Source organism: Streptomyces sp. NPDC002773, from assembly GCF_040295605.1.
Taxonomy (GTDB): domain Bacteria; phylum Actinomycetota; class Actinomycetes; order Streptomycetales; family Streptomycetaceae; genus Streptomyces.
On record NZ_JBEOVO010000049.1, the window covers coordinates 1 to 23,140 of the forward strand.

The window sequence follows — 23,140 nt, forward strand, 5'->3', positions numbered from 1 at the left end:
GCGGGTACAGGCGCGGAAGCCTAGGCCCGGCAAGGGGCGCCGTTCCGTTGTGCCCACCCGTTCCGCCCCAGCGGAACAGTTGCCCACAACGAGGGGGCGGGGCGGGTGGGCGCCGACCGGGCGTTGTGCCCGCGGCGGGGTGCGGGCGGGCGGGCACCGCCCCCGCGGAACAGTTGCCCACAACGGGGGTGGCGGGGCTGGGGTCCGCCGCCGGGCGTTGTGCCCGCGGCGGGGTGCGGGCGGGTGGGCGCCGCCCCGGCGGAACAGTTGCCCACAACGGGGTGGGCGGGAGCGGGGCGGGTGGGCGCCGTCCCGGCGGAACGAAGGCCCGCAACGGGGTGGGCGCTGGCCCGGTGGGGCGGATGCCCGGTCGGGTGCGGTGTGTGGGGGTTAGTTCAGGTGGGACTGGACTTCTGCGGTTGCCTCTTCGCCGTATGCCTTCTTGAAGCGGTCCATGAAGTTGGCCCGCCGCAGCGTGTACTCCTGCGTCCCCAGCGTCTCGATCACCAGCGTCGCCAGCATGCACCCGACCTGCGCCGCCCGCTCCAGACCGACACCCCACGACAGCCCCGTGAGGAACCCCGCCCGGAACGCGTCGCCGACGCCCGTCGGGTCGACCTTCGCCGTCTCCTCGGGGCAGCCGACCTCGATCGGGTCCTCGCCGACCCGCTCGATCCGCACACCGCGCGAGCCGAGCGTGGTGACGCGGTGCCCGACGCGGGAGAGGATCTCGGCGTCGGTCCAGCCCGTCTTGGACTCGATGAGGCCCTTCTCGTACTCGTTGGAGAAGAGGTAGGCCGCGCCTTCGAGGAGGGTGCGGATGTCGTCGCCGCCCATGCGGGCGATCTGCTGCGAGAAGTCGGCGGCGAAGGGGATCCCCCGCGTCTTGCACTCCTCCGTGTGGCGGAGCATCGCCTCGGGGTCGTCGGCGCCGATCAGGACCAGGTCGAGCCCGCCCACCCGGTCGGCGACGGCCTTGAGCTCGATCAGCCGGGCCTCGCTCATCGCCCCCGTGTAGAACGAGCCGATCTGGTTGTGGTCCTTGTCGGTGGTGCAGACGAAGCGCGCGGTGTGCAGTACCTCGGAGATGCGCACCGAGTTCGTGTCGACGCCGTGCCGGTCGAGCCAGCCTCGGTACTCGTCGAAGTCGTAGCCCGCCGCGCCCACGAGGATCGGGGTGCCGCCGAGCTGCCCCATGCCGAAGCAGATGTTGGGGCCGACGCCCCCGCGCCGGACGTCGAGGTTGTCGACGAGGAAGGAGAGGGACACCGTGTGGAGCTGGTCGGCCACGAGCTGGTCGGCGAACCGGCCGGGGAAGGTCATGAGGTGGTCGGTGGCGATGGAGCCGGTGACTGCGATACGCACGGCGGGGTGCTCCTGCGGGATTCGATTGGAGGGGCGTCGAGGGCGACGGACGGTCGACGACGGCGGTCGGTCCACGCTACCGGGTGGGGGCGCGGCTACTGACAGCGGAAACTACCCCAGAGTAGGCCTTTTCCCCGGGGGCGTGCGGTGCATACGGTGCGCCCATGACCACGTACCCCGCTCCCCGCGAGCGACACGAGCCGGAGTTGAGCCTCGCCGACCTGCGCGGCGCCGGCGCGCGCATGGCTCCGCACTGGGTGACCCCGGTCTCCCCGGCCCCTGCTCCGGTCTCCCCCACGCTGATCCACGGGGTCGTCGTTCCGGCGGCCTCGGCCCGGCTGATCGACGCCACCGCGGAATACGGGGGCTGACGGACGGAACCGCGAGCGCGCCCGCTCCGTCCCATCGGCGTCCGGTCGAGGAGAGGGAGCTTGCGGTGAGCGGTACGGAGAACGTACGGAGGCGACGGAACGCCCTGGCCGCCTCGGTGGCGGCGGGTGTGCTGCTCGCCGGCGGCGGTGGCGTCTACCTCGCCACCACGGCGTCCGGTGACGGCGGCGACGGCGGCGCCTCCCGGGCCGCCGACGCGGCCGGACCGCCCCCGCCGCTGCGCCTGGACGGCGACGGCGGCGGCAGCGGTAGCGGCAGTACGCGGGGCGGCCCCGGGATCGCTCCCGGCGAGCCGGACCCCGGAGGCGGTCCCCACGGGACCGTCTACACAGCCAAGGGCCCACTCCCCCAGGGGCCCTCCTCGGCCGCGGTCCACCGGCCCGAGGGCCTGGTCACCTCGGCGGAGGTGACCAGGCTGGCGCAGGCGCTGGGCATGTCCGGGAGCCCCGCCCTGGTGGGCGAGGTCTGGACGATCAGGCCCGAGAAGGACGGTTCGGGGCCCCGCCTCGACGTGGCGCACAAGGCACCGGGGAACTGGACGTACTCCTGGTACGACGGCGGCCCGGCCGGTGACACCTGCCTCAAGGGCAAGGCCTGCCCGCCGCCGGGAGAGACGAAGCCCGCACCGGGCGGTACGCCGCTGAGCGAGGCCGCGGCGAAGGCGGCGGCCGCGCCCGTCCTGAAGGCGCTCGGGCAGGACGACGCGAAGGTCACCGCGACCCAGGTGATGAACGGTTCGGTACGGGTGGTCAACGCCGACCCGGTGGTGGGCGGCCTGCCGACCTACGGCTGGTCCACGGGGCTGCACATCGCGCGGGACGGCCGGCCGGTCGCCGGGAGCGGGATGCTCAAGGAGCCGGTCGAGGGCGCCACGTATCCGGTGGTCGGCGCGGCGAAGGCGCTCGCCGCGCTCAACGAGGACTCGAAGGGCACCGGTCCGATCGGTATCGGCCACTGCGACACGGCCCCGCCGGCCGCGGACGTGCCCGGCATCGAGAAGGAAGACACGCGGACACCGGCCCCCGGGAAGGCGGAGCCGACCGCACCCTGCCAGACGATCGTGGACGGGGCGGCCCCTGATCAGGTGCCGGTGACGGGCGCGGTGCTCGGTCTGGCCGCGCGGGACACGGCCGGCGGGCGGCTGCTCGTACCGTCGTGGCTGTTCACCGCGGACCCGGCGGACGCGGCGCCGTACACGGTGGTGCGGACGGCGGTGGCGCCGGAGCACCTGGCACCGCCGTCGAAGCCCTCGCCGACGCCGACGCCCACGCCGGCTCCCGAGGACGGTACGGCGAAGCCGCGGCAGGTCGAGTCGTTCCGTGCGGACGAGACCGGCCGGAAGCTGACGGTCACCTTCTGGGGCGGGGTGTGCAGCACGTACACCGTGACGGCCGAGGAGACCCCGGCGCAGGTGTCGGTGCGGATCGCCGAGAAGCCGATCGACCAGGACCGGGTCTGCATCATGGTCGCCAAGGAGATCACGCGGACCGTGACGCTCGGAAGTCCGCTCGGCGACCGGCCCGTGGTGGACGCGGCCAGCGGGGAAGCGGTGCCGCGCCGCTGAGTCCGGTCCGGCGGCACACATGAGGGCGGCGGCCCGGGATCGCTCCCGGGCCGCCGCCCTCACACGTACAGCGTGTGCTGCTTAGCTGAACGAGTCACCGCAGGCGCAGGAGCCCGTGGCGTTCGGGTTGTCGATGGTGAAGCCCTGCTTCTCGATGGTGTCGACGAAGTCGATCGAGGCACCGCCGAGGTACGGGGCGCTCATGCGGTCGGTGACGACCTTGACGCCGTCGAAGTCCTTCACGACATCGCCGTCGAGCGAACGCTCGTCGAAGAACAGCTGGTAACGCAGGCCGGAGCAGCCGCCGGGCTGAACGGCGACGCGCAGGGCCAGGTCCTCGCGGCCTTCCTGTTCGAGGAGGGCCTTGACCTTGCCCGCGGCGGCGTCGGACAGGAGGATGCCGTCGCTGACAGTGGTCTTCTCGTCCGATACGGACATCTGCTTCTCTCCCGGTGTGTACGGAGACTGCTTGCCGACGGTTGCAACCGACGGTGCCCCGGATTCATTCCGGGCCGTGTGGGGTCTTTCTCCCTTCATGCTCGCACACCCTGTCCAGGAGCGGGGACGGCCGAAGTCCAGCTGCGGGGACCGCGAATTCGTCACATCGACACTATGGCCATCGTCAACGTGACGTGAAGCGGTTATGATAGATAGCGTCATTTCGACGAAAAGCATCCCCCGAAGGCTCCCCCCGAAGAAAGGGTGCGTGACGTGACCACGGCCCAAGCCCGTCCTGAACTCGACGTACAGCCGACGCCGCTCGCCCTGCTCCTGCTCGGTCGCGAGGCCGACCCGAAGAGCGAGCGCGGAGTGGAGTGTCCCGGCGATCTGCCGTCGCCCTCCGACCCGGACCTCGTGGAGCGCGCCCGCGCGGCCAAGGAGAAGCTCGGGGACAAGGTCTTCGTGCTCGGCCACCACTACCAGCGTGACGAGGTCATCCAGTTCGCCGACGTCACCGGTGACTCCTTCAAGCTCGCGCGTGACGCGGCGGCCAAGCCCGAGGCCGAGTACATCGTCTTCTGCGGTGTGCACTTCATGGCCGAGTCGGCCGACATCCTCACCGGCGACGACCAGAAGGTCGTCCTGCCCGACCTGGCGGCCGGCTGCTCGATGGCCGACATGGCCACCGCCGAGCAGGTCGCCGAGTGCTGGGACGTGCTGACCGAGGCCGGCATCGCCGAGCAGGTCGTGCCCGTCTCGTACATGAACTCCTCGGCCGACATCAAGGCCTTCACCGGCAAGCACGGGGGCACCATCTGCACCTCGTCCAACGCCGAGCGGGCCCTGGACTGGGCGTTCGAGCAGGGCGAGAAGGTGCTCTTCCTGCCCGACCAGCACCTGGGCCGGAACACCGCCGTCCGCGACATGGGCATGTCCCTGGACGACTGCGTGCTCTACAACCCGCACAAGCCCAACGGCGGACTGACCGTCGAGGAGCTGCGCGCCGCCAAGATGATCCTGTGGCGGGGTCACTGCTCGGTGCACGGCCGCTTCTCGCTGGACTCGGTGAACGACGTGCGCGAGCGCATCCCCGGGGTGAACGTGCTCGTCCACCCCGAGTGCCGCCACGAGGTCGTCGCCGCCGCGGACTACGTGGGCTCGACCGAGTACATCATCAACACCCTGGAGGCGGCCCCGGCCGGTTCCAAGTGGGCGATCGGCACGGAGCTGAACCTGGTCCGCCGTCTGGCGAACCGATTCGCCGACCAGGACAAGGAGATCGTCTTCCTCGACAAGACGGTCTGCTTCTGCTCGACCATGAACCGCATCGACCTGCCGCACCTGGTGTGGACCCTGGAGTCCCTGGCCGAGGGCAACCTCGTCAACCAGATCCAGGTCGACAAGGAAACGGAGAGCTTCGCGAAGCTGGCCCTTGAGCGGATGCTCGCTCTGCCGTAACGGTTCTCCCCCGTATACGCCGAAGGGCGCCCCGCACGATCGCGGGGCGCCCTTCGCCATGTCCGACTCAGTCCAGGAGGTTCAGGAGAGTCGCGTCAAGCGGGGAGACCTCGGGCTGGTCCGGGTTGTCCGTCGTGTCGCCCTTCTTCTTCTCCGCGTCCTTCTTCGCCGCGTCCTTCTTCGCCGCCTTCCTCTCCGCGCGGCGCTCCTTGCGGAGCTCCACCATCGCGTAGAGCGTCGGGACGAGGAGCAGGGTCAGCAGCGTCGAGGTGATCAGACCGCCGATCACCACCACGGCCAGCGGCTGGGCGATGAAGCCGCCCTCGCCGGTGATGCCGAGGGCCATCGGCAGCAGGGCGAAGATCGTCGCCAGGGCCGTCATCAGGATCGGGCGGAGCCGGTGCCGGCCGCCCTCGATCACCGCTTCGACGACGCCGAGCCCCTGCGCCCGGTACTGGTTGATCAGGTCGATCAGGACGATCGCGTTGGTGACGACGATGCCGATGAGCATCAGCATGCCGATCATCGCCGGGACGCCCATCGCGGTGTCGGTGACCACGAGCAAACCGATCGCGCCGGTCGCCGCGAACGGGATCGAGACCAGCAGGATCAGCGGCTGGATCAGCGACCTGAAGGTCGCGACGAGCAGCATGAAGACGATCGCGATGGCCGCGAGCATCGCGAGGAACAGGTTGAGGAAGGCCTCGGACTGGTCCTCGGAGACACCGCCGATGGTGGCGGTGGCGCCCTCGGGCAGATCGAGCTTGTTGATCTCCGACTGGAGCGCGGCGCTCACCGCGCCGGTGTTGTCACCGGTCGGCTTGGCCGTGATCGTCGCGGCGCGGGCGCCGTCGATCCGGGTCATGGAGACCGGGCCGGGGACGAGTTCGACGGTGGCGATGTCGCCCAGCTTCACCGGGCCGAGGGGCAGGGCCTTGAGCCCGGCCAGGGTGGTGACGGGCCGCGCCGAGGTGAGGAGGACGTCCCGCTCGCTGTCGTCGAGGATCGCCTTGGCGGCCGGGGTGCCGCGGACGGCCTGGGCGACGACCATGCCGAGCGAGGCCGAGTCGAACCCGGCGTCGGCCGCCGCGGGCTTCGCCGTGACGGAGATGCGCGGCACGGACTGCGACAGGTCGCTCTGGACGTCGGTGACGTCCTTGAGCCCGGCGATCGCCGTCCGGACCTGCTCGGAGGCCTTCTTGAGGACCTCCGCGTCGGCGGCCTTGACGACCACGCTCAGGTCCTGGCTGCCGAAGCCGTCGCCGGCCGAGATCGTGGTGTCGCCGATCCCGTCGAGGGCGCCGAGGCCCTTCTCGATGGCGGCTCGGGTCTTCTCGTACGCGTCGGCGTCCTCCAGGCTGACCTTGTACGAGGCCTGGTTGGTGCCGGTGCCGCCGCCGAAGGCCGCCATGAAGCCGGAGGAGCCGACGTTGACCTGGTAGTCCTTGACGCCCTCGGTCTCCGCGAGGAGCTTCTCGATCTTCTTCGCGGCCGCGTCGGAGGCGTCGAGTCCGGTGCCGGGCGGCAGCTCCTGCTGGATGCTCAGGACCTCCTGCTCGCCCTGGTCGAAGAAGTTCGTCTTCAGGAGCGGGGCCATGCCGAAGGTGACGACCAGGACGGCGAGCGCGATGCCCAGGCTCATGATCCGGCGCCGGGTCGCGAACCGCAGGACCGGTACGTACAGGCGCTGGAGGCGGCTCTTCTCCTCCTTCTCCTCGGCCAGCCTGCGGGCCTCCGCCAGGTCCTCCGACGTGCCCTTGGGGGCGCGGAGGAACCAGTACGAGAGGACGGGGACCACGGTCAGGGAGACGAGCAGCGAGGCGAGCAGGGCCGCCGTGACCGTCAGCGAGAACGAGCCGAACAGCTCGCCGATCATGCCGCCGGTGAGACCGATGGGCAGGAAGACGGCGACGGTGGTGAGGGTCGAGGAGGTGACGGCGCCCGCCACCTCGCGGACCGCCGTGAGGATCGCGGACCGGCGCTCCTCGCCGTAGCCGAGGTGGCGCTTGATGTTCTCCAGGACCACGATCGAGTCGTCGACGACCCGGCCGATGGCGATGGTCAGCGCACCGAGCGTCAGCATGTTCAGCGAGAGGTCACGCGTCCACAGCACGATGAGGGCGAGGACGACCGAGAGCGGGATGGAGACCGCGGTCACCAGGGTCGAGCGGATCGACGTCAGGAAGACCAGGATCACCAGGACGGCCATGACGAGACCGAGCGCACCCTCGGTGGTCAGCCCGGCGACGGCCTTCGCGACGGCCGGGCCCTGGTCGGACACGACGGTCAGCTCGGCGCCCGCGCCCAGGTCGCGGCGCAGCTCGGGCAGCTTCTCCTCGACGGCGTCGGAGATCGCGACGGCGCTGCCGTCCTTGTCCATGGTGGCCATGACGGCGAGGCTGGGCTTGCCGTTGGTACGGGTGAGGGAGACGCGCTGCGACTCCTCCTGGCGGACGGTCGCCACGTCACCGAGGCGGACGGCCTTGCCCTTGCCGGGGACGGCCGCCGGGATGCGCAGGTCCTCGATCTGCCGCAGCGAGGTGTAGCCGCCGCCGACCTGGATCGTGCGGTTCTTGCCGTCCTCGGCGAAGGAGCCGGCCGGCATCGTGCCGCCGCCGGAGCGCAGGGCCTCGGCGAGCTTCATGGTGCTGAGCCCGGCCGCGGCGAGTTTGCGCTCGTCCGGGGTGACGGAGACCTGGAGGTCCTGGACGCCGGAGACGGAGACCTGGCCGACGCCCTCGATGCCTTCGAGGGCGGGGACGACGGTCCGCTCCAGCTGGTCGGCGAGCGCCTGCGGGTCCTTGTCGGACGCGGCGGCGAGGACGACGGTCGGCATGTCGTCCGTCGAGCCGGCGATCACCTGCGGGTCGACGGAGTCGGGCAGCTGCGCGCGGGCCCGGTTGACGGCCTGCTGGACGTCGGCGACGAGCTGCTTCGTCGACTCGTCGCCGTAGTCGAAGGAGGCCATGACGACGGCCATGCCCTCGGAGGCGGTGGAGGTGACCGACTTCAGGCCGTCGACGGCCTTCAGGTTGCTCTCCAGGGGCTCGACGACCTGCTTCTCGACCACATCCGGAGAGGCACCCTGGTACGGGGCGAGGACCGAGACCATCGGCAGCTCGATCGAGGGGAACAACTGCTGCTTCAGCTGCGGTATCGCGATCGCGCCGAACACGATCGCGACGATGGACATCAGCCCGATCAGGGCCCGCTGCGCGAGGCTGAATCTGGACAGCCAGGACATGGGGTCTCTCTTCTGTGGCGTACTCGTCGACGGGCGGGAGCAGCCAAGACCCCGGCCCGGACCCGTTGGGTCCGCCGGAGGTGCCCCCCGTCCATACGATCTGCCATCGGTGGCCAAAAGTCCTCGGCCCCCGGGTCCACATCCTTATCCCGCGCATACCGCGTCTGGAGTACGCCGGGCTCCCCGGTCACTCCACCCGTGGACGTACCAGTCCGGATTCGTAGGCCGTGACCACCAGCTGGGCCCGGTCGCGGGCGCCCAGTTTGGCCATGGTCCGGTTGACGTGGGTCTTCACGGTGAGCGGGCTGACGTCGAGCCGCTCGGCGATCTCGTCGTTGGACAGTCCGCCCCCGACGAGCACGAGGACCTCCCGCTCCCGGGCGGTGAGCGCGGCGAGCCGCTCGGTCCTGGCCCCGCCGCCGTCCACGGTCGCCGCGCCGGCGCCCTGCGCGAGGAACGTGGCGATCAGGCCCTTGGTGGCCGCCGGGGACAGCAGCGCCTCGCCCGCGTGCGCGATCCGGATCGCGCCGAGCAGCTCCTCGGGCTCGGCGCCCTTGCCGAGGAAGCCGGAGGCACCGGCGCGCAGCGACTGCACGACGTACTCGTCGACCTCGAACGTGGTCAGCATGACGATCCGTACGTCGGAAAGCTCGGGGTCGGCGGTGATGAGGCGGGTGGCCGCGAGGCCGTCCGTGCCCGGCATCCGGATGTCCATCAGGACGACGTCGGGCCGCTCGGAGCGGGCGAAGGCGACGGCCTGGGCGCCGTCGGCGGCCTCGCCGACGACCTCCATGTCCGGTTCGGAGTCCACCAGGACCTTGAAGGCGCTGCGGAGCAGGGCCTGGTCGTCGGCGAGCAGCACCCGGATGGTCATGTGTCCTCCCCCGTACGGGACGTCACCGGCAGTATCGCCTGGACCCGGAAGCCGCCGCCGTACCGGGGGGCGGCGGTGAGGGTGCCGCCGAGCGCGCCGACGCGTTCCCGCATGCCGAGCAGGCCGTGGCCGCCGTGGGCGCCGGCGGGGGCCGGCTCCGGGGCGGCCGGGGGGCTGCCGTTGTCGAGGACGGTGATCTCGACCGTACGGCCCACCCGGACGACGCTCACCTCCGCCTCGGCGTCCGGTCCGGCGTGCTTGCGGACGTTGGTCAGGGCCTCCTGCACGATCCTGTACGCGGCCAGGTCGACGGCCGCGGGCAGCGGTTTCTCCCCGTCGGTACGGGCCAGGGCGACGGGGAGTCCGGCCTTGCGGAAGCTGTCGAGCAGTCCGTCGAGCACGGCGAGGCCGGGGGCCGGTTCGGTGGGCGCCTCGGGGTCGCCGGACTGGCGCAGCAGGCCGACGGTGGCGCGCAGCTCGTCCAGGGCGGAACGGCTGGCCTCCCGTACGTGCGCGAGGGCCTCCTTGGCCTGGTCCGGGCGCTTGTCCATGACGTGGGCGGCGACGCCGGCCTGGACGTTGACCAGGGCGATGTGGTGGGCGACGACGTCGTGGAGGTCGCGGGCGATCCGCAGCCTCTCCTCCGCGACCCGGCGCCCGGCCTCCTCCTCGCGGGTCCGCTCGGCCCGCTCGGCCCGCTCCCGTATCGCGTCGACGAAGGCCCGGCGGCTGCGGACCGCGTCCCCGGCGGCGGCCGCCATGCCGGTCCAGGCGAAGACGCCGAGGTTCTCCTGCGCGTACCAGTTGGTCGGGCCGAAGATCATGGCGGCGGCGGTGAGCACCGCCATCGTGACGAGGCCGACGCGCCAGGTGGTGGGGCGGTCGGTGCGGGAGGCGACGGTGTAGAGCGCGACGACGGCGCTCATCGCGATGGGGGCGGGCCGGGTGTCGTTGACGAGCTCGAAGAGGCAGATCGTCACGGTGAAGCAGAGCACGCGGAAGGGGAAGCGCCGGCGCAGGACGAGCGCGGCGGCCCCGGCGACCATGATCAGCACGCTCCAGGCATCGGGCGCGTGGTCACCGAAGGTCGGTCCGTGCGGGCTGCCGTGGGGGTCGGTGAAGGACCCGGCGACCATGCAGACGAGCGCGCCGAACGCGACCGTCGCGTCGAAGGCGAGCGGGTGGTCGCGGAACCAGTCGCGGAGGCGGAGGTAGAGCGTGCCGGTGGCGGGGCCGGTGGGGGTCACGGGGGACAACGGTACGGGGCGGTGCGGTGGGTCGGTCGGCCGTGGCCGGAGAACGCGCTGTCCCGCCTCCCCCGTGGGGGCGGCGGGACAGCGGTGGTCGTGCGTCAGCCCGGGATCAGGCCGTCGTCGGAGAGCATCGCCCTGACCTCGTCGAGGCTCGCGTCCGGCGCGGGGAGGATGAGCTCCGAGGGTTCGAGGGCGTCGTCCGGCAGTGGCTCACCGAGCCGCCGGACCGCGTCGAGGAGGGCGCCCAGCGTGCGCCGGAACCCTTCCCCGTCCCCCGATTCCATCTCTTCGAGCAACTCGTCGTCGAGCTGGTTCAGCTCGACGAAGTGGCTGTCGGCCAGCTTCCACTGGCCCTCCCCCATGATCCGTACGATCATGACGCGTCCTGTCTGTCGCCTGCTTCAGCGGTTCGCTTCCGCCTCGACTACTTCTCGAAGCGCGGGTGGGACTGCTGCTGCGCCTGGTCCTGCGGCGCGGCCGCGCCGCCGCCCTCGATCGACTGCTGCTGCGCCGACGGGCCGCCGGCCAGTTCCGCCTTCATCCGCTGGAGCTCCAGCTCGACGTCCGTACCGCCGGAGAGCCGGTCCAGCTCCGCCTGGATGTCGTCCTTCGCGAGACCCGACTGGTCGTCCAGGGCTCCCGAGGCGAGCAGCTCGTCGATCGCGCCCGCGCGCGCCTGGAGCTGGGCGGTCTTGTCCTCGGCCCGCTGGATCGCGAGACCGACGTCGCTCATCTCCTCCGAGATGCCGGAGAAGGACTCGGCGATCCTGGTCTGCGCCTGGGCCGCCGTGTACGTCGCCTTGATGGTCTCCTTCTTGGTGCGGAAGGCGTCCACCTTGGCCTGGAGACGCTGGGCGGCGAGGGTGAGCTTCTCCTCCTCGCCCTGCAGCGTCTGGTGCTGCACCTCCAGGTCGCTGACCTGCTGCTGGAGCGCGGCACGCCGGGACAGCGCCTCACGCGCCAGGTCCTCGCGGCCGAGCGCCAGCGCCTTGCGGCCCTGGTCCTCCAGCTTGGCGGACTGGCCCTGCAGCTGGTTCAGCTGGAGTTCGAGCCGCTTGCGGGAGGTGGCGACGTCGGCGACGCCCCGCCGCACCTTCTGCAGCAGCTCCAGCTGCTTCTGGTAGGAGTAATCGAGTGTCTCGCGCGGATCCTCGGCCCGGTCAAGGGCCTTGTTCGCCTTCGCGCGGAAGATCATCCCCATACGCTTCATGACACCGCTCATGGGCTTCGCGCGCCCCCTTCTGACGGACTTCGGCTCCAGCTCTTCGACAGGATCCACAGTACGGGCCCTGTCTCCATTACCGCACTGTTCGGAGCGGGATGTGCTCCTCCCCAAGGACGACTGTGCGTACTCCCCCCTCCCGCGCAGGGTGTAGATGGATCTAGGGGAAACCCCGCGTGTCCGCCCCGCGTACCGCCGAAGACGCAGTCCGTTAGCGGATCGTTCCCGGGCGGCATGGGGTTCATGCCCACCACCCCGTACCCTTGGGTTTTGTGTTCCGTAGCCGTTCGAAGGACGAGAAGGCCCCCACCGACAAGGTGACGGCGGACCTCTCCACCAAGCAGCCCCGCGACCCCGAGGCCCCCAAGGGCCGCCCGACCCCGAAGCGGAGCGACGCGCAGACCCAGCGCCGTCGCGCCGCGACGGTGCCGACCGACCGCAAGGAGGCCGCCAAGCGCCAGCGCGAGGCACGCCGCTCCGACCTGGCCCGTCAGCGCGAGGCGCTGGCGAGTGGCGACGAGCGTTATCTGCCGGCCCGCGACAAGGGTCCGGTCCGCCGCTTCGTGCGCGATTTCGTCGACTCGCGGTTCGCGATCGCCGAGTTCTTCCTGCCGATGGCCGTGGTGATCCTCGTGCTGTCGCTGTTCGGCAACACCAACCGGTCGTTGCAGAACATCTCCCTGCTGCTCTGGCTCGGTGTGATCATCCTGATCGTCATCGACTCGATCGGCATCTGGCTCCGGCTGCGGAAGCAGCTGGCCGAGCGCTTCCCGAACGAGCCGAAGCGCGGCGCGATCGCCTACGGCCTGATGCGCACGCTCCAGATGCGCCGACTGCGGCTTCCGAAGCCGCAGGTCAAGCGCGGAGAGCGGCCCTGAGCGCCAACAGTTCGGAGCCCGTCGGGGGTGCTTTCGGCGCGGCGACCTCTGCGGCGGGCGGCCCGGTGCTGCCCGCCGTCGCGCACTGGCCCGCCGGGTCCGGCGGGCTGCGCGACACCATCCGGCAGGAGATCGTCGCCCGCCAGCTCGACGAGCAGATATCCGGCCGCTACCCCGTGGGGCAGCGGCTGCGGATCCTCGACGCGGGCATGGGCCAGGGCACACAGGCCCTGCGTCTCGCGCGCGCGGGGCACACGGTGACCGGCCTCGAGGCCGATCCCGACCTGCTGAAGACGGCCCGTGAGTCGCTGGCGACGGAGCCCGCCGGGATCCGTGAACGGGTCCGGCTCATCGAGGGCGACGGCCGCGAGACCGGCGTCCACTTCCTGCCCGGCAGCTTCGACGTGGTCCTCTGCCACGGCGTCCTGATGTACGCGGACGAGCCGGACGCGCTGCTCGCCGGCCTGGCCCGGATGCTGGCCCCCGGCGGGTTGCTCTCCCTGGTCGTGCGGAACGCGGACGCCCTGGCCATGCGGCCGGGGCTCGCCGGCGACTGGTCGGGGGCGCTCGGCGGCTTCGACTCGGACGTCTACACGGACGACCTCGGCGTGAAGGTGCGGGCCGACCGGCTCGACGCGCTGACGGCGACGCTCGCGGGGATCGCGGCGCCGCTGCACGCCTGGTACGGGGTACGGGTCTTCACGGACGGCGTCCCGGCCGAGGCGGGCCTGCCGGCCGCCGAGGAGCTGGACCGGCTGCTCGCCGCCGAGGACCGGGCGGGCCGCACGGAACCGTACCGGCGGGTGGCGGCGCTGCTGCACCTGTGCGGGGTACGGGGCTGAGACGGGGCGTGGCGGGGGCGGGGCCTGGCGGGTCGGGGCCCAGCGGTTCCGGGCCTGGTCGTTCCGGGCCTGGCGGGTCGGGGCTCGGGGTCCCTGATCGGGTGCGTTCGTCGGGCCCTGGGCGAGGATGAAACGGATACTCCGGACATGGACGTATCCCGTGCCCATGCCCGTACCCCACGTCTCCTCCTCCCCCTGACCGCCGCGGCCTGCGCCGTCGCGCTCGTCAGCGGCTGCTCCTCCGCCGGGGACACGCCCGCGCGTGAGCGCTCCACCCAGGCGGCGGCGCCGCTCGCCGCCAACGACCTCCAGGACGACTACCGGGCCGTCATCAAGAACGTCCTGCCGTCGGTCGTGCAGATCGACGCGGCGAACAGCCTCGGCTCCGGGGTCGTCTACGACGGCAAGGGGCACATCGTCACCAACGCGCACGTCGTCGGCCAGGAGAAGACCTTCAAGGTCACCGCCGCCACCGGCGGGCAGCCGGTGACCGCCCGGCTCGTCTCCTCGTACCCCGAGCAGGACCTGGCGGTGATCAGGCTCGCGTCCGTGCCGCAGGGCCTCAAGCCGGCGAAGTTCGGCAACTCGACGACCGTCGACATGGGGCAGATCGTGCTGGCGATGGGCTCACCGCTCGGCCTCTCCGGCAGCGTGACCCAGGGCATCGTCTCGGCGACCGGCCGGACGGTCAGCGAGGGGCGGACGGGCGGCGGCACGGGCGCGACCATCGGGAACATGGTCCAGACGTCGGCCGCGATCAACCCGGGCAACAGCGGGGGCGCGCTGGTGAACCTGGACAGCGAGGTCATCGGGATCCCGACGCTCGCGGCGACGGATCCGGAGCTGGGCGGTGGTTCGGCGCCCGGGATCGGGTTCGCGATCCCCGCGTCGATGGTGCGGACCGTCGCGGACCAGATCATCAAGGACGGCAAGGTGACGGACTCGGGCCGGGCTGCCCTGAACATCACCGGGCGTACGGTGCTCGACGACGACTACGAGCCGGCGGGCGTGGCCGTGGTCGAGGCGCCGGCGGGTGGGGCGGCGGGGCGGGCGGGCCTGAAGCCGGGGGACGTGATCACGCGGCTCGGCGACACGGACATCACGACGATCACGTCCCTGTCGGAGGCGCTGGCCTCGCGCCGGCCGGGCGAGAAGGTGACGGTGACGTACGTCCGGGGGACGGCCACGGAGAAGACGGACGTGACGCTGGGCGAGATGTAGGCCCGGCGCGTGGCCGGGTCTCGTCGGTGGCCGAACGCCGTCGGCGTCCGCAGCCGCCGACCGGGGTGCGGGGGCCCGGCCCCCGCACCCCGTTGCCGGGTGCTCTAGCCCTCCGCGTTCAGGGGCATCGGGCCGTAGATCTTCGTGTCGTCCTCCGAGAGGGTCACCTGGGCCGCGCCGCCTCCCAGGAGGTCACGCCAGTGTTCGCCGAGCCAGCTTTCCGCGTCGCCCTGGGTGGTGAACTCCTCCGGGGTCACCACCGGCTCGACCTCCGTGCCGTCGGACTTCTCGAACCGCCACGTCCATGCCATGTCCGCCTCCTGGCGCTCACCGGATGATCGGTTTCCTGCCCGCAGAGTAGCCGGGCGCGCACGGCTCGCGGTGGCGCGGGAGGATCTGAGGGTGGAACTGACTCTGCTCGGCACCGGCGCCCCGCTCGGACTCCCCCGTCCCGACTGCCCCTGCGCCGTGTGCGCGCTCTCCCGCGGACCCCGGGCCCGCGCCGCGACGGCGCTGCTCGTGGACGGGGCCCTGCTGCTCGATCTGACCCCGGGGGCCGCGCTGGCGGCCGCACGGTCGGGCCATTCGCTCGTGGGCGTACGGCAGGTGCTGCTGACGCATCCGCACGACGGGCCCGCCGTCGAGGTGCCCGCCGGGCTTCCGACGGCCGGGCGGGTGCCGGACGGGCGGGAGTTGACGCTGATCAGCGGGCACCGGGTGCGGGCCGTGCCGATGGACTCCCCCGGTACGGGGTACGAGGTGACGTCGGCGGACGGTGAGCGGCTGCTCTATCTGCCGCCGGGCGGGGCCGTCGCCGGGCTGCCGGAGAACCACCGGGTGCCGTACGACATGGTGGTCGCCGATGTGACGGGCCGCCCGGACGGCCTCGCCCGGCTGCGGGCGACCGGGGCGGTCGGCCCGGTGACCGAGGTGATCGCGGTGCATCTGGACCACGACGTGCCGACGGGCGCCGAGCTGGACCGGCGGCTCGCGGCCTCGGGCGCGCGGGCGGTGCCGGACGGGACGACGCTGTACGTGGGCGACTACCACGAGGTGCCGGACGTGCCCCGGCGGACGCTTGTGACCGGCGGGGCCCGGTCGGGGAAGTCCGTGGAGGCCGAGCGGCGCCTCGAGTCCTTCCCCGAGGTCCTCTACGTGGCGACGGGCGGCAGCCGTGAGGGGGATCCGGAGTGGGCGGAGCGGGTGGGCCTGCACCGGGAGCGGCGGCCGGGTTCCTGGCGTACCGCCGAGACCTGCGACCTCGTACCGCTCCTTGAGGAGGACGGTCCGGCGCTGCTCGTCGACTGCCTGTCGCTGTGGCTGACGGACGCCATGGACCGGGTGGACGCCTGGGACGACGAGCGGTGGGCGGCCGGTGGGCAGCGGGCGCTGCGGAAGCGTACGGCGGAGCTGGTGGCGGCGGTGCGGGCCACCCGCCGTACCGTCGTCGCGGTGACGAACGAGGTCGGTTCGGGGGTGGTGCCGGGTACGGCGGCGGGGCGGCGGTTCCGGGACGAGCTGGGCCGGCTGAACGCGGCGTTCGCCGACGAGTGCGAGGAGGTCCTCCTCGTGGTCGCCGGTCAGGCCCTGGTGCTGCGCGGGTAGGGTGCGATCACTGAAGGCACTCGCTGATTTGTCTCAAGGCGGAACCCGTGAATCTGGACGACTTCTCCGATCTGATCGAGCGCCCCGACGGCGGGATCCGGCGTGACGCCGAGGAGCGCCGTGAGCGGCTGAGCGTGCCGCCGGGGGCCCTCGGCCGGCTCGACGAGCTCGGTGAGTGGCTGTCGGCGGCGCAGGCCTCGGTCAAGGTGCGGGCGATCGAGCAGCCGAAGGTGGTGCTCTTCGCGGGCGACCACGGGATCGCCTCGCTCGATGTGTCGGGGCGCCCGGCGGGCACCGCGCACGAGCTGGTGCGGGCGGTCCTGGACGGGGCGAGCCCGATCGCCGTGCTCGCCCGGTCGGCGGACGTGCCGGTACGGGTCGTGGACGCCGGTCTCGACTGCGAGCCCGAGCTGCTGCCGGCCGAGGTGGTACGCCACCGGGTGCGGCGCGGCAGCGGCCGGATCGACGTCGAGAACGCGCTGACGGCCGAGGAGACGGAGGCGGCGGTCCGCCTCGGTATCGCCATCGCCGACGAGGAGGCGGATTCCGGCATCGATCTGGTGGTGCTCGGGGATCTGAGCGTCGGCGGGACGACGCCCGCGGCGACCCTGATCGCGGCCCTCTGCGGGACGGACGCGTCGGTGGTGACGGGCCGGGGCGGCGCCGGGATCGACGACCTGGCGTGGATGCGGAAGTGCGCGGCGGTCCGGGACGCGCTGCGGCGGGCCCGGCCGGTCCTGGGCGATCAGCTGGAGCTGCTCGCGGCGGTCGGCGGGGCGGATCTGGCGGCGATGACCGGGTTCCTGCTCCAGGCCTCGGTGCGGCGGATGCCGGTGATCCTGGACGGTGTGGTGGGGGCGGCCTGCGCGCTCGTGGCGCAGCGGGCGGCGTTCCGGGCGCCGGACTGGTGGCTCGCGGGCCAGGTGAGCGGGGAGCCGGCGCAGACGAAGGCGCTGGACCGGATGGCGCTCAACCCTCTCCTCGACCACGGCGTCCATGTGGGTGAGGGAACCGGGGCATTGCTCGCGCTTCCCCTCGTCAGGGCCGCGGCGGCGTTCGCCGCGGAGCTGCCCGAGCGTCCGGATCCGACCACTCCGGACGGCGCGGGCGCTTCGGAGGCCTGAGGGGGAAGCGGGACGGACGTATCGACTCCGGGGCGGTCACGCGCGCGGCGCACGGCATGTGCGCACGCCACGCGCGCGTGGCCGCCTCCGGCGTCTCCGCACGGCAAGTGGTGCCCCATATGATCGCTTTTCATGGGAGAAGTCCGCTTGTCTGCCGAAGCAACACCCGGGGCAACGCCCGGAGCAACACCCCGGAGCTCCACCCCCCGTTCGCGCCGCAGCGCCGCGTTCGCCGTCTGGTACCTGCGCGTCGTCACGTTCATCAACTTCCTGAGCGCCGTCTGGGTCTCCTTCGGACAGGACCTGCGCCGCCACAACGAGGACAACTACTTCACCCCGTACATGCTCACGGCGGGCTTCGCCTCGGGGGTCTTCACCCTCTTCCTGGCGATCACCATGCGGCGCCGCAAGCGGGCCGCGTGGATCCTCAACCTGGTGCTGAGCGGTCTGTTCCTGCTGCTGTTCGCGCTCGTGATGGTGTTCCCCGAGACCCGGCAGCACGCCCAGAACTGGATCTCGCTGGTCCTGACCGCCGCCTTCGTCCTGGCGCTGCTGCTGGGCCGCAAGGAGTTCTACGCGAAGGGCGACCGCTCCAACCCGCTGCTCGCGGCGGCCGTGGCGGTCGGCGGGCTGCTCGTCACCTCGCTGCTCGCGGCCGTGCTCGTCACCGCCACCAACACCTCCACCGCCCCCTCCACCTTCCTGGAGCGCTGGCGGTACGGCGTGATGCGGCTCATCACCCTGGCCGCCGACGACTCGCGGATCCCCGGGATCGCCACCCCCGGCTGGGTCGACGTCACCATCAACGTCCTGTCCACGCTGCTCCTGTTCGCGGTGCTCTTCGCCGCCTTCCGCTCCCGGCGGGCCGTCGACCCGCTGACGGAGGGGGACGAGGAGCGGCTGCGGGCCCTGCTCGACAAGCACGGGAACCGCGACTCCCTCGGCTACTTCGCGCTGCGCCGCGAGAAGAGCGTCGTGTGGTCGCCGAGCGAGAAGGCCGCCATCGCCTACCGGGTGGTCGGCGGGGTCTCGCTCGCCTCGGGCGACCCGATCGGCGACCCCGAGGCCTGGCCGGGCGCCATCGAGCCCTGGCTGGCCGAGGCGCGCGAGCACGGCTGGATCCCGGCGGTGATGGGCGCGAGCGAGGAGGCCGGCACGATCTACGCGCGGCACGGTCTCGACGCCCTGGAGCTGGGCGACGAGGCGATCGTGGAGACCGGCGCCCGGGGGCCCGGGGGTGGAACCCCCGGAGAACACTTCACCCTGGACGGGCGGGCCATGCGGACGGTCCGGCAGGCGTTCAACCGGGTCAAGCGGGCCGGGTACGAGGTGCGGATCCGGCGGCACGAGGACATCCCCGCAGAGGAGATGGACGTGTTGCTGCGCAAGGCCGACGACTGGCGGGACGGGGCCACCGAGCGCGGCTTCTCGATGGCGCTTGGCCGGCTCGGCGACCCCAGGGACGGGCGTTGCGTGATGCTGGAGTGCACCGACGGGCAGGGCGAGCTGCGGGCGGTGCTGTCCTTCGTCCCCTGGGGTCCGAAGGGGCTCTCGCTCGACCTGATGCGCCGTGACCGGGAGTCCGAGAACGGCCTGATGGAGTTCATGGTCATCGAACTCCTCCAGCGCGCCGAGGAGATCGGGATCACTCAGGTCTCACTCAACTTCGCGATGTTCCGGTCCGTCTTCGAACGTGGCTCGAAGCTCGGGGCGGGGCCCGTGCTGCGGATGTGGCGTTCGCTGCTCAGCTTCTTCTCCCGCTGGTGGCAGATCGAGTCGCTGTACCGCGCCAACGCCAAGTACCGACCGATCTGGGAGCCCCGATTCATGCTCTTCGAGAAGAGTGCCGACCTGCTGCGCATCGGCCTCGCGGCCGGCCGGGCCGAAGGTTTCCTGGAGGCCCCGGGGCTGCCGAAGTGGATGCACCGCAGACATCTGGAGAGCGGGCGTTGAGCGCCTCCGGCCGGGAGTTCGCGCGCCGGGAGTGGGGCCCGCTGTTCACCACCGTACGGACGGCGCTGGTCACGAGGAGGTGGCGGGCGGTCCCGATGACGATCGCCGCCGTCTGCCTGACCGCCCTCTTCCAGCTGGTCCAGAACCAGGACTGGGGCTATCAGCCGGTGCAGGACATCGGCTCCGTACGGGCCGAGGACCCCCTGTGGCTCGCGCTGCTCAGGACCCCGCTCTCGCTCTTCGTACCGGCGCTCGACCTGCCCGTGTGGGGGGCGCTCGCGCAGGTCCTGCTGGTGTTCGGGATCGCCGAGACCTGTCTCGGGCGGGCGCGGACGCTCGGCATCGCCTATCTGGCGACCCTGGCGGGGACGCTGTACGCGCGCGTGGGCATCGCGATCGGCCCGGACAGCCCGCTCGGGCTGCCCGCTTCCGACGCGCGGGTCGTCGACACCGGGCCCTCGGCGGCGGTGGTCGGCCTCGCGGTCTACGTCTGCTGGCGGTACGGGGCCTTCTGGACCGGCGGGGCGGTGGTCGCCGCGATGGTCGTGGAGGTGATCGTCAAGCCGAACCTGGCCGGCAAGGAGCATCTGGCGGCCATCGCCGGCGTCCTCGTCCTGATGGGGGTCCAGGCCTGGCGCGAGCGCGGTCAGGAGGGGGTGGAGCCCCGCCCAGGGACCCGCTCCTGGAAGCCGCCGATCAGGTCCTGAGCGCGGCGCCGGACCTTGGTCCAGCGTTTGTCGTGGCGGTACGTACGGATCCGGGAGCGGGCCCGGGCGCGGTGGCGGCGCCCGTAGAGCCGCCGGGACCACCATGAGCCGGGGCGGGCCAGGCGGACGGCGCCGACGATCGCCACGAAGGGGACGAACACGCCGAGGACGGCCATCCGGAACTTGCCCTTCACCAGGGTGATCAGGATGAGGAGGAAGTTCAGCGCCAGGGTGAGGAGGAAGGTGAGCCGGTCCTGGCGCTCGTCGGCGGTCATGTCGTCGACGCCGAGCGGGGAGAACCCGCTCAGGGCGAGCCCGACCAGGGCCGCGGTGAGGACGACCACCTCGACGCTCTTGCGGCCCTGGTCCGTCCAGTACACGTCGTCGAGATGGAGGATCAGCGCGAACTCGTCGAGGACGAGCCCCGCGCCGATCCCGAAGACCACGGCGAAGACGACCCCGCCGACGCCGTGCCGGTCGCTGCCCACCGCGCCGAAACCGCCGATGACGGTGAGGACGACGCCCGGTACGACGTGATGGATGTGGAGCCCGCCGGAGGACACGTTCCCGAAGGGGCCCTTCCCCGCCCGGATGAGGCGGGTGACCGTCCGCGTGACCAGGAACGTCACGACGAACGAGGTCAGCGCGAGCAGCATCGGGAGCTTTCCCGGCTCCACGATGTTGCGGGAGAACCAGTGACCCATGCCACCCCGTTCCGATATGCGCGGTATGCGGCGTACGGGCAATCTACCGTCCGGAGGCGGCGATTACCCTGCCCGGATGGACGGCCTGCGTTTCGCCTTCGGCACCCTCACCGTGTTCCCCGCCCGCATCACCCGCTGGGACCGGGACGCGGCCCGCGGCGGCATGCTCTGCGCCCCGCTGGCCGGTCTGGCCGTCGGCCTCTGCGCCGCCGCGCTCGGCGGGACGTTCCTGCTGCTCGGCTCGGGGCCGCTGCTCGCCGCCGTCGTCACCACCGCCGTCCCCGCCGTTCTCACCCGGGGCCTCCACCTCGACGGCCTCGCGGACACCGCCGACGGCCTCGGCAGCGCCAAACCCGCCGAGGACGCGCTGCGCATCATGAAGCAGTCGGACGTGGGGCCGTTCGGTGTCATCGCGCTGCTCCTCGTCCTGTTCGCCCAGGTCGCCGCCCTCTTCGAGCTGTACGGGCAGAGCTGGGCGCACGGTGCGGCCGGCGCCGTCCTCGCCGCCACCGTCGCCCGCCTCGCCCTCACCCACGCCTCCCGCCACGGCGTCCCGGCGGCCCGCCCCGAGGGACTGGGCGCGATCGTCGCGGCGACGGTCCCGACCCGCTCCGCGACCCTCACCACCGCCCTCGTCCTGGTGGCGTGCGCGGCGGCGGGCCTCCTCTCCTCCCCGTACGACGCGGTACGGAACGTCCTCGCGGCCGGCGCGGCCCTGGCCGCCGCGGCGCTGCTGCTCCGCCGGTGCGTCCGGCGGTTCGGCGGGGTGACGGGCGACGTCTTCGGCGCGGTGGAGGAGACGGCGGCGACGGCGGCGCTCGTGGCGCTGTCGCTGGGCTGACCGCCGGCGGCAGCACGGAGGGCGGAGGGCTACGCCCGCCCGCTCGGTCAGCAGGGACTGCGCCAGACCCCCAGGTCGTACCGCTTGAGCATGGAGCTGAGCTTCAGTTCCCTGGCCTGCGGACAGAACTCGGTCGTCTTCAGCTCGTACTCGACGTGGAAGACCGCCTTGCCCGCCGCCACGAACGGGGCGAGGCGGTCGCACTCGCCGTACTGGGCGCACTGTTCGTTGACCGCGAAGTCGAAGTCGGGGAGCAGCTGCGGGATCTGGTCCAGGTCGTTCTTGAGCCCCACCGCGAGGCCCCGGTCGTGGGCCAGGCGGGCGATGAGGCGGTTGTAGCGGAGCTGGTCGGTGGCGGTGAGGGGGAAGCCGGTGTCGTTCTTGTAGCCGTCCATGTTGTCGGGTTCGACGGCGTCGAAGCCCTTGGTGCGGCACATGTCGAGGCGTTCGGCCATGAGGGGTTCGAGGACGTCGGTGCGGCGGATGTCGAGCCAGCGTTCGCCCTCCCAGCCGTTGCCCTCGCCGAGGACGGACTTCGGGAAGCGGTCGGCGTCCGGGCGGAAGTCCTCCCAGGCGCCGGTGGAGAGGTAGCAGATGACCTTGCGGCCGCGGTCGTGGAGGTCCGTGACCGTGGACGCCGGGTGGTCGAAGCCGTCGATGTCGTACACCGGGACGTCGACCGTCGGGTCCAGGCGGCCGCTGAGCTGCCACTGCCAGGCGAGGCCCGGCTTCGGCCGCCACCGCTCCTCCCTGGGCTTCGGGTCCGGGTCGGGACTCGTCGTACAGGCGGTGGCGAGCAGGAGCAGGCCCGCGAGCAGGGGCAGCAGTCGTCTCATCGTGCGGGCTCCAGGGGGTGCGGAAGGGTGCCCCAGGGGTGCGCGCCCGTGCCCGGGACCGCGCAGTGCACCGGGGTGGCCGGGCGGACGTCGGGCGGGGCCGCGTAGACGAGGTGGCAGTAGTGGGCGGCGACCGGCAGGTCGAGCGTCCGGTACGTGTCCCAGGGGCCCTCGAAGGTGACGAGGAGGTCGGCGAACTCCTCGTAGCCCGGGTCGGGGTGCGCGCCGTGGTTGAGCACGAGGGTCGCGGCTCCGGCGGACCGGGCCGCGACCGCGATCCGCCGGTAGTGGGCGAGGCAGCCGGGCGCGGTCGACACCTGGTCGAGGAAGGCGCCGTCGGTGCCGTACCAGTCGCGGTGGCGGAGGAGTTCGGTGACGACCTCGGCGTGCGGGCGGCGCCCGTAGTCGGTGTCCACGTAGCCGAGGAGCCGTACCCCGGCCGCCCGCAGCCGTCCGGTGGTCTCCGCGAACGCCGGGTCGGCGGCCTCGCCCGCGCCGCTCGCCGGGTTGACGACGACGCCGTACAGGGAGGGCGCCGCGTCGACCAGCGCCGACCACGCGTCGGGGCGGTCGGCCGGGTGCTCGTAGAACGGCACGAGGAGGAGACGGTTCACGGTC

At 72.2% G+C, this 23,140-nt stretch carries 22 protein-coding genes; 11 read left to right on the top strand and 11 right to left on the bottom strand.

Features of this window, described 5'->3' with window-relative positions:
- Nucleotides 1-390: 390 nt before the first annotated feature.
- A complete protein-coding gene (locus ABT034_RS32850) occupies nucleotides 391-1,365 on the bottom strand; it encodes a carbohydrate kinase family protein (RefSeq protein WP_351220745.1) in 975 nt (324 codons plus the stop codon).
- A 164-nt stretch (nucleotides 1,366-1,529) separates the two neighbouring features.
- On the opposite strand from ABT034_RS32850, the gene ABT034_RS32855 reads away from it, so the two are divergent.
- Together ABT034_RS32855 and ABT034_RS32860 are read left to right on the top strand one after the other, a co-directional pair.
- The gene (locus ABT034_RS32855; protein ID WP_351220746.1) at nucleotides 1,530-1,736 is read left to right on the top strand and encodes a hypothetical protein; all 207 of its coding nucleotides are present in this window, start codon (nucleotides 1,530-1,532) and stop codon (nucleotides 1,734-1,736) included.
- 65 nt (nucleotides 1,737-1,801) lie between these two features.
- A complete protein-coding gene (locus tag ABT034_RS32860; protein WP_351220747.1) occupies nucleotides 1,802-3,319 on the top strand; it encodes a hypothetical protein in 1,518 nt (505 codons plus the stop codon).
- An 81-nt stretch (nucleotides 3,320-3,400) separates the two neighbouring features.
- Here the strand turns inward: ABT034_RS32860 and ABT034_RS32865 are convergent, their stop codons facing one another.
- Nucleotides 3,401-3,757: a HesB/IscA family protein gene (locus ABT034_RS32865; protein WP_351220748.1), complete on the bottom strand. Its 357-nt coding sequence runs from the start codon at nucleotides 3,755-3,757 to the stop codon at nucleotides 3,401-3,403.
- 264 nt (nucleotides 3,758-4,021) lie between these two features.
- On the opposite strand from ABT034_RS32865, the gene nadA reads away from it, so the two are divergent.
- The gene (gene nadA / locus ABT034_RS32870; protein WP_351220749.1) at nucleotides 4,022-5,218 is read left to right on the top strand and encodes a quinolinate synthase NadA; all 1,197 of its coding nucleotides are present in this window, start codon (nucleotides 4,022-4,024) and stop codon (nucleotides 5,216-5,218) included.
- 67 nt (nucleotides 5,219-5,285) lie between these two features.
- On the opposite strand, the gene ABT034_RS32875 is transcribed toward nadA, so the two are convergent.
- The 5 genes from ABT034_RS32875 to ABT034_RS32895 all read right to left on the bottom strand — a co-directional run bounded on the left by ABT034_RS32875 (nucleotide 5,286) and on the right by ABT034_RS32895 (nucleotide 11,811).
- Nucleotides 5,286-8,462, bottom strand: a complete 3,177-nt coding sequence (locus ABT034_RS32875; RefSeq protein ID WP_351220750.1) for an efflux RND transporter permease subunit — start codon at nucleotides 8,460-8,462, stop codon at nucleotides 5,286-5,288.
- A 187-nt stretch (nucleotides 8,463-8,649) separates the two neighbouring features.
- Complete coding sequence (locus ABT034_RS32880; RefSeq protein ID WP_351220751.1) at nucleotides 8,650-9,336, bottom strand: response regulator; 687 nt, start codon at nucleotides 9,334-9,336, stop codon at nucleotides 8,650-8,652.
- On the bottom strand, nucleotides 9,333-10,583 hold the full coding sequence (locus ABT034_RS32885; protein WP_351220752.1) for a sensor histidine kinase: 1,251 nt from the start codon (nucleotides 10,581-10,583) through the stop codon (nucleotides 9,333-9,335). The genes ABT034_RS32880 and ABT034_RS32885 overlap by 4 nt, the downstream gene beginning before the upstream one ends.
- Nucleotides 10,584-10,687: 104 nt before the next feature.
- Nucleotides 10,688-10,966, bottom strand: coding sequence for a PspA-associated protein PspAA (gene pspAA / locus ABT034_RS32890; RefSeq protein WP_351220753.1), 279 nt, complete (start codon nucleotides 10,964-10,966; stop codon nucleotides 10,688-10,690).
- A 47-nt stretch (nucleotides 10,967-11,013) separates the two neighbouring features.
- Nucleotides 11,014-11,811: a PspA/IM30 family protein gene (locus ABT034_RS32895; RefSeq protein WP_351220754.1), complete on the bottom strand. Its 798-nt coding sequence runs from the start codon at nucleotides 11,809-11,811 to the stop codon at nucleotides 11,014-11,016.
- A 272-nt stretch (nucleotides 11,812-12,083) separates the two neighbouring features.
- Between ABT034_RS32895 and ABT034_RS32900 the strand changes: the two genes are divergently transcribed.
- From ABT034_RS32900 to ABT034_RS32910, 3 genes are all read left to right on the top strand, one after another.
- A complete protein-coding gene (locus ABT034_RS32900) occupies nucleotides 12,084-12,689 on the top strand; it encodes a DUF3043 domain-containing protein (protein ID WP_351220755.1) in 606 nt (201 codons plus the stop codon).
- Between the two features lie 65 nt (nucleotides 12,690-12,754).
- On the top strand, nucleotides 12,755-13,531 hold the full coding sequence (locus ABT034_RS32905; protein ID WP_351220756.1) for a class I SAM-dependent methyltransferase: 777 nt from the start codon (nucleotides 12,755-12,757) through the stop codon (nucleotides 13,529-13,531).
- Nucleotides 13,532-13,678: 147 nt separating this feature from the next.
- Entirely contained in the window at nucleotides 13,679-14,752 is a 1,074-nt protein-coding gene (locus ABT034_RS32910) for a S1C family serine protease (protein ID WP_351220757.1), read from the top strand.
- Between the two features lie 104 nt (nucleotides 14,753-14,856).
- Here ABT034_RS32910 and ABT034_RS32915 read toward each other — a convergent pair whose 3' ends face one another.
- Nucleotides 14,857-15,063, bottom strand: coding sequence for a hypothetical protein (locus ABT034_RS32915; RefSeq protein WP_351220758.1), 207 nt, complete (start codon nucleotides 15,061-15,063; stop codon nucleotides 14,857-14,859).
- A 91-nt stretch (nucleotides 15,064-15,154) separates the two neighbouring features.
- Between ABT034_RS32915 and ABT034_RS32920 the strand changes: the two genes are divergently transcribed.
- The 4 genes from ABT034_RS32920 (at nucleotide 15,155) to ABT034_RS32935 (ending at nucleotide 20,141) form a co-directional block, all read left to right on the top strand.
- Nucleotides 15,155-16,357, top strand: coding sequence for a bifunctional adenosylcobinamide kinase/adenosylcobinamide-phosphate guanylyltransferase (locus ABT034_RS32920; protein WP_351220759.1), 1,203 nt, complete (start codon nucleotides 15,155-15,157; stop codon nucleotides 16,355-16,357).
- Between the two features lie 47 nt (nucleotides 16,358-16,404).
- Nucleotides 16,405-17,481, top strand: a complete 1,077-nt coding sequence (cobT, locus tag ABT034_RS32925) for a nicotinate-nucleotide--dimethylbenzimidazole phosphoribosyltransferase (RefSeq protein ID WP_351220760.1) — start codon at nucleotides 16,405-16,407, stop codon at nucleotides 17,479-17,481.
- 132 nt (nucleotides 17,482-17,613) lie between these two features.
- Nucleotides 17,614-19,434 (top strand): phosphatidylglycerol lysyltransferase domain-containing protein, encoded by a 1,821-nt coding sequence (locus ABT034_RS32930; protein ID WP_351220761.1) that lies wholly within the window; start codon nucleotides 17,614-17,616, stop codon nucleotides 19,432-19,434.
- Nucleotides 19,431-20,141, top strand: coding sequence for a hypothetical protein (locus ABT034_RS32935; protein WP_351220762.1), 711 nt, complete (start codon nucleotides 19,431-19,433; stop codon nucleotides 20,139-20,141). Before ABT034_RS32930 ends, ABT034_RS32935 begins: the two co-directional genes overlap by 4 nt.
- Here ABT034_RS32935 and ABT034_RS32940 read toward each other — a convergent pair.
- Nucleotides 20,081-20,845, bottom strand: a complete 765-nt coding sequence (locus tag ABT034_RS32940; RefSeq protein WP_351220763.1) for a hypothetical protein — start codon at nucleotides 20,843-20,845, stop codon at nucleotides 20,081-20,083. The two genes, ABT034_RS32935 and ABT034_RS32940, sit on opposite strands and share 61 nt — an antisense overlap.
- 76 nt (nucleotides 20,846-20,921) lie before the next feature.
- On the opposite strand from ABT034_RS32940, the gene ABT034_RS32945 reads away from it, so the two are divergent.
- On the top strand, nucleotides 20,922-21,686 hold the full coding sequence (locus ABT034_RS32945; protein ID WP_351220764.1) for an adenosylcobinamide-GDP ribazoletransferase: 765 nt from the start codon (nucleotides 20,922-20,924) through the stop codon (nucleotides 21,684-21,686).
- A 47-nt stretch (nucleotides 21,687-21,733) separates the two neighbouring features.
- Here the strand turns inward: ABT034_RS32945 and ABT034_RS32950 are convergent, their stop codons facing one another.
- Together ABT034_RS32950 and ABT034_RS32955 are read right to left on the bottom strand one after the other, a co-directional pair.
- On the bottom strand, nucleotides 21,734-22,522 hold the full coding sequence (locus ABT034_RS32950) for an endo alpha-1,4 polygalactosaminidase (protein ID WP_351220765.1): 789 nt from the start codon (nucleotides 22,520-22,522) through the stop codon (nucleotides 21,734-21,736).
- Nucleotides 22,519-23,136, bottom strand: a complete 618-nt coding sequence (locus ABT034_RS32955; protein ID WP_351220766.1) for a spherulation-specific family 4 protein — start codon at nucleotides 23,134-23,136, stop codon at nucleotides 22,519-22,521. The genes ABT034_RS32950 and ABT034_RS32955 overlap by 4 nt, the downstream gene beginning before the upstream one ends.
- Nucleotides 23,137-23,140: the final 4 nt, after the last annotated feature.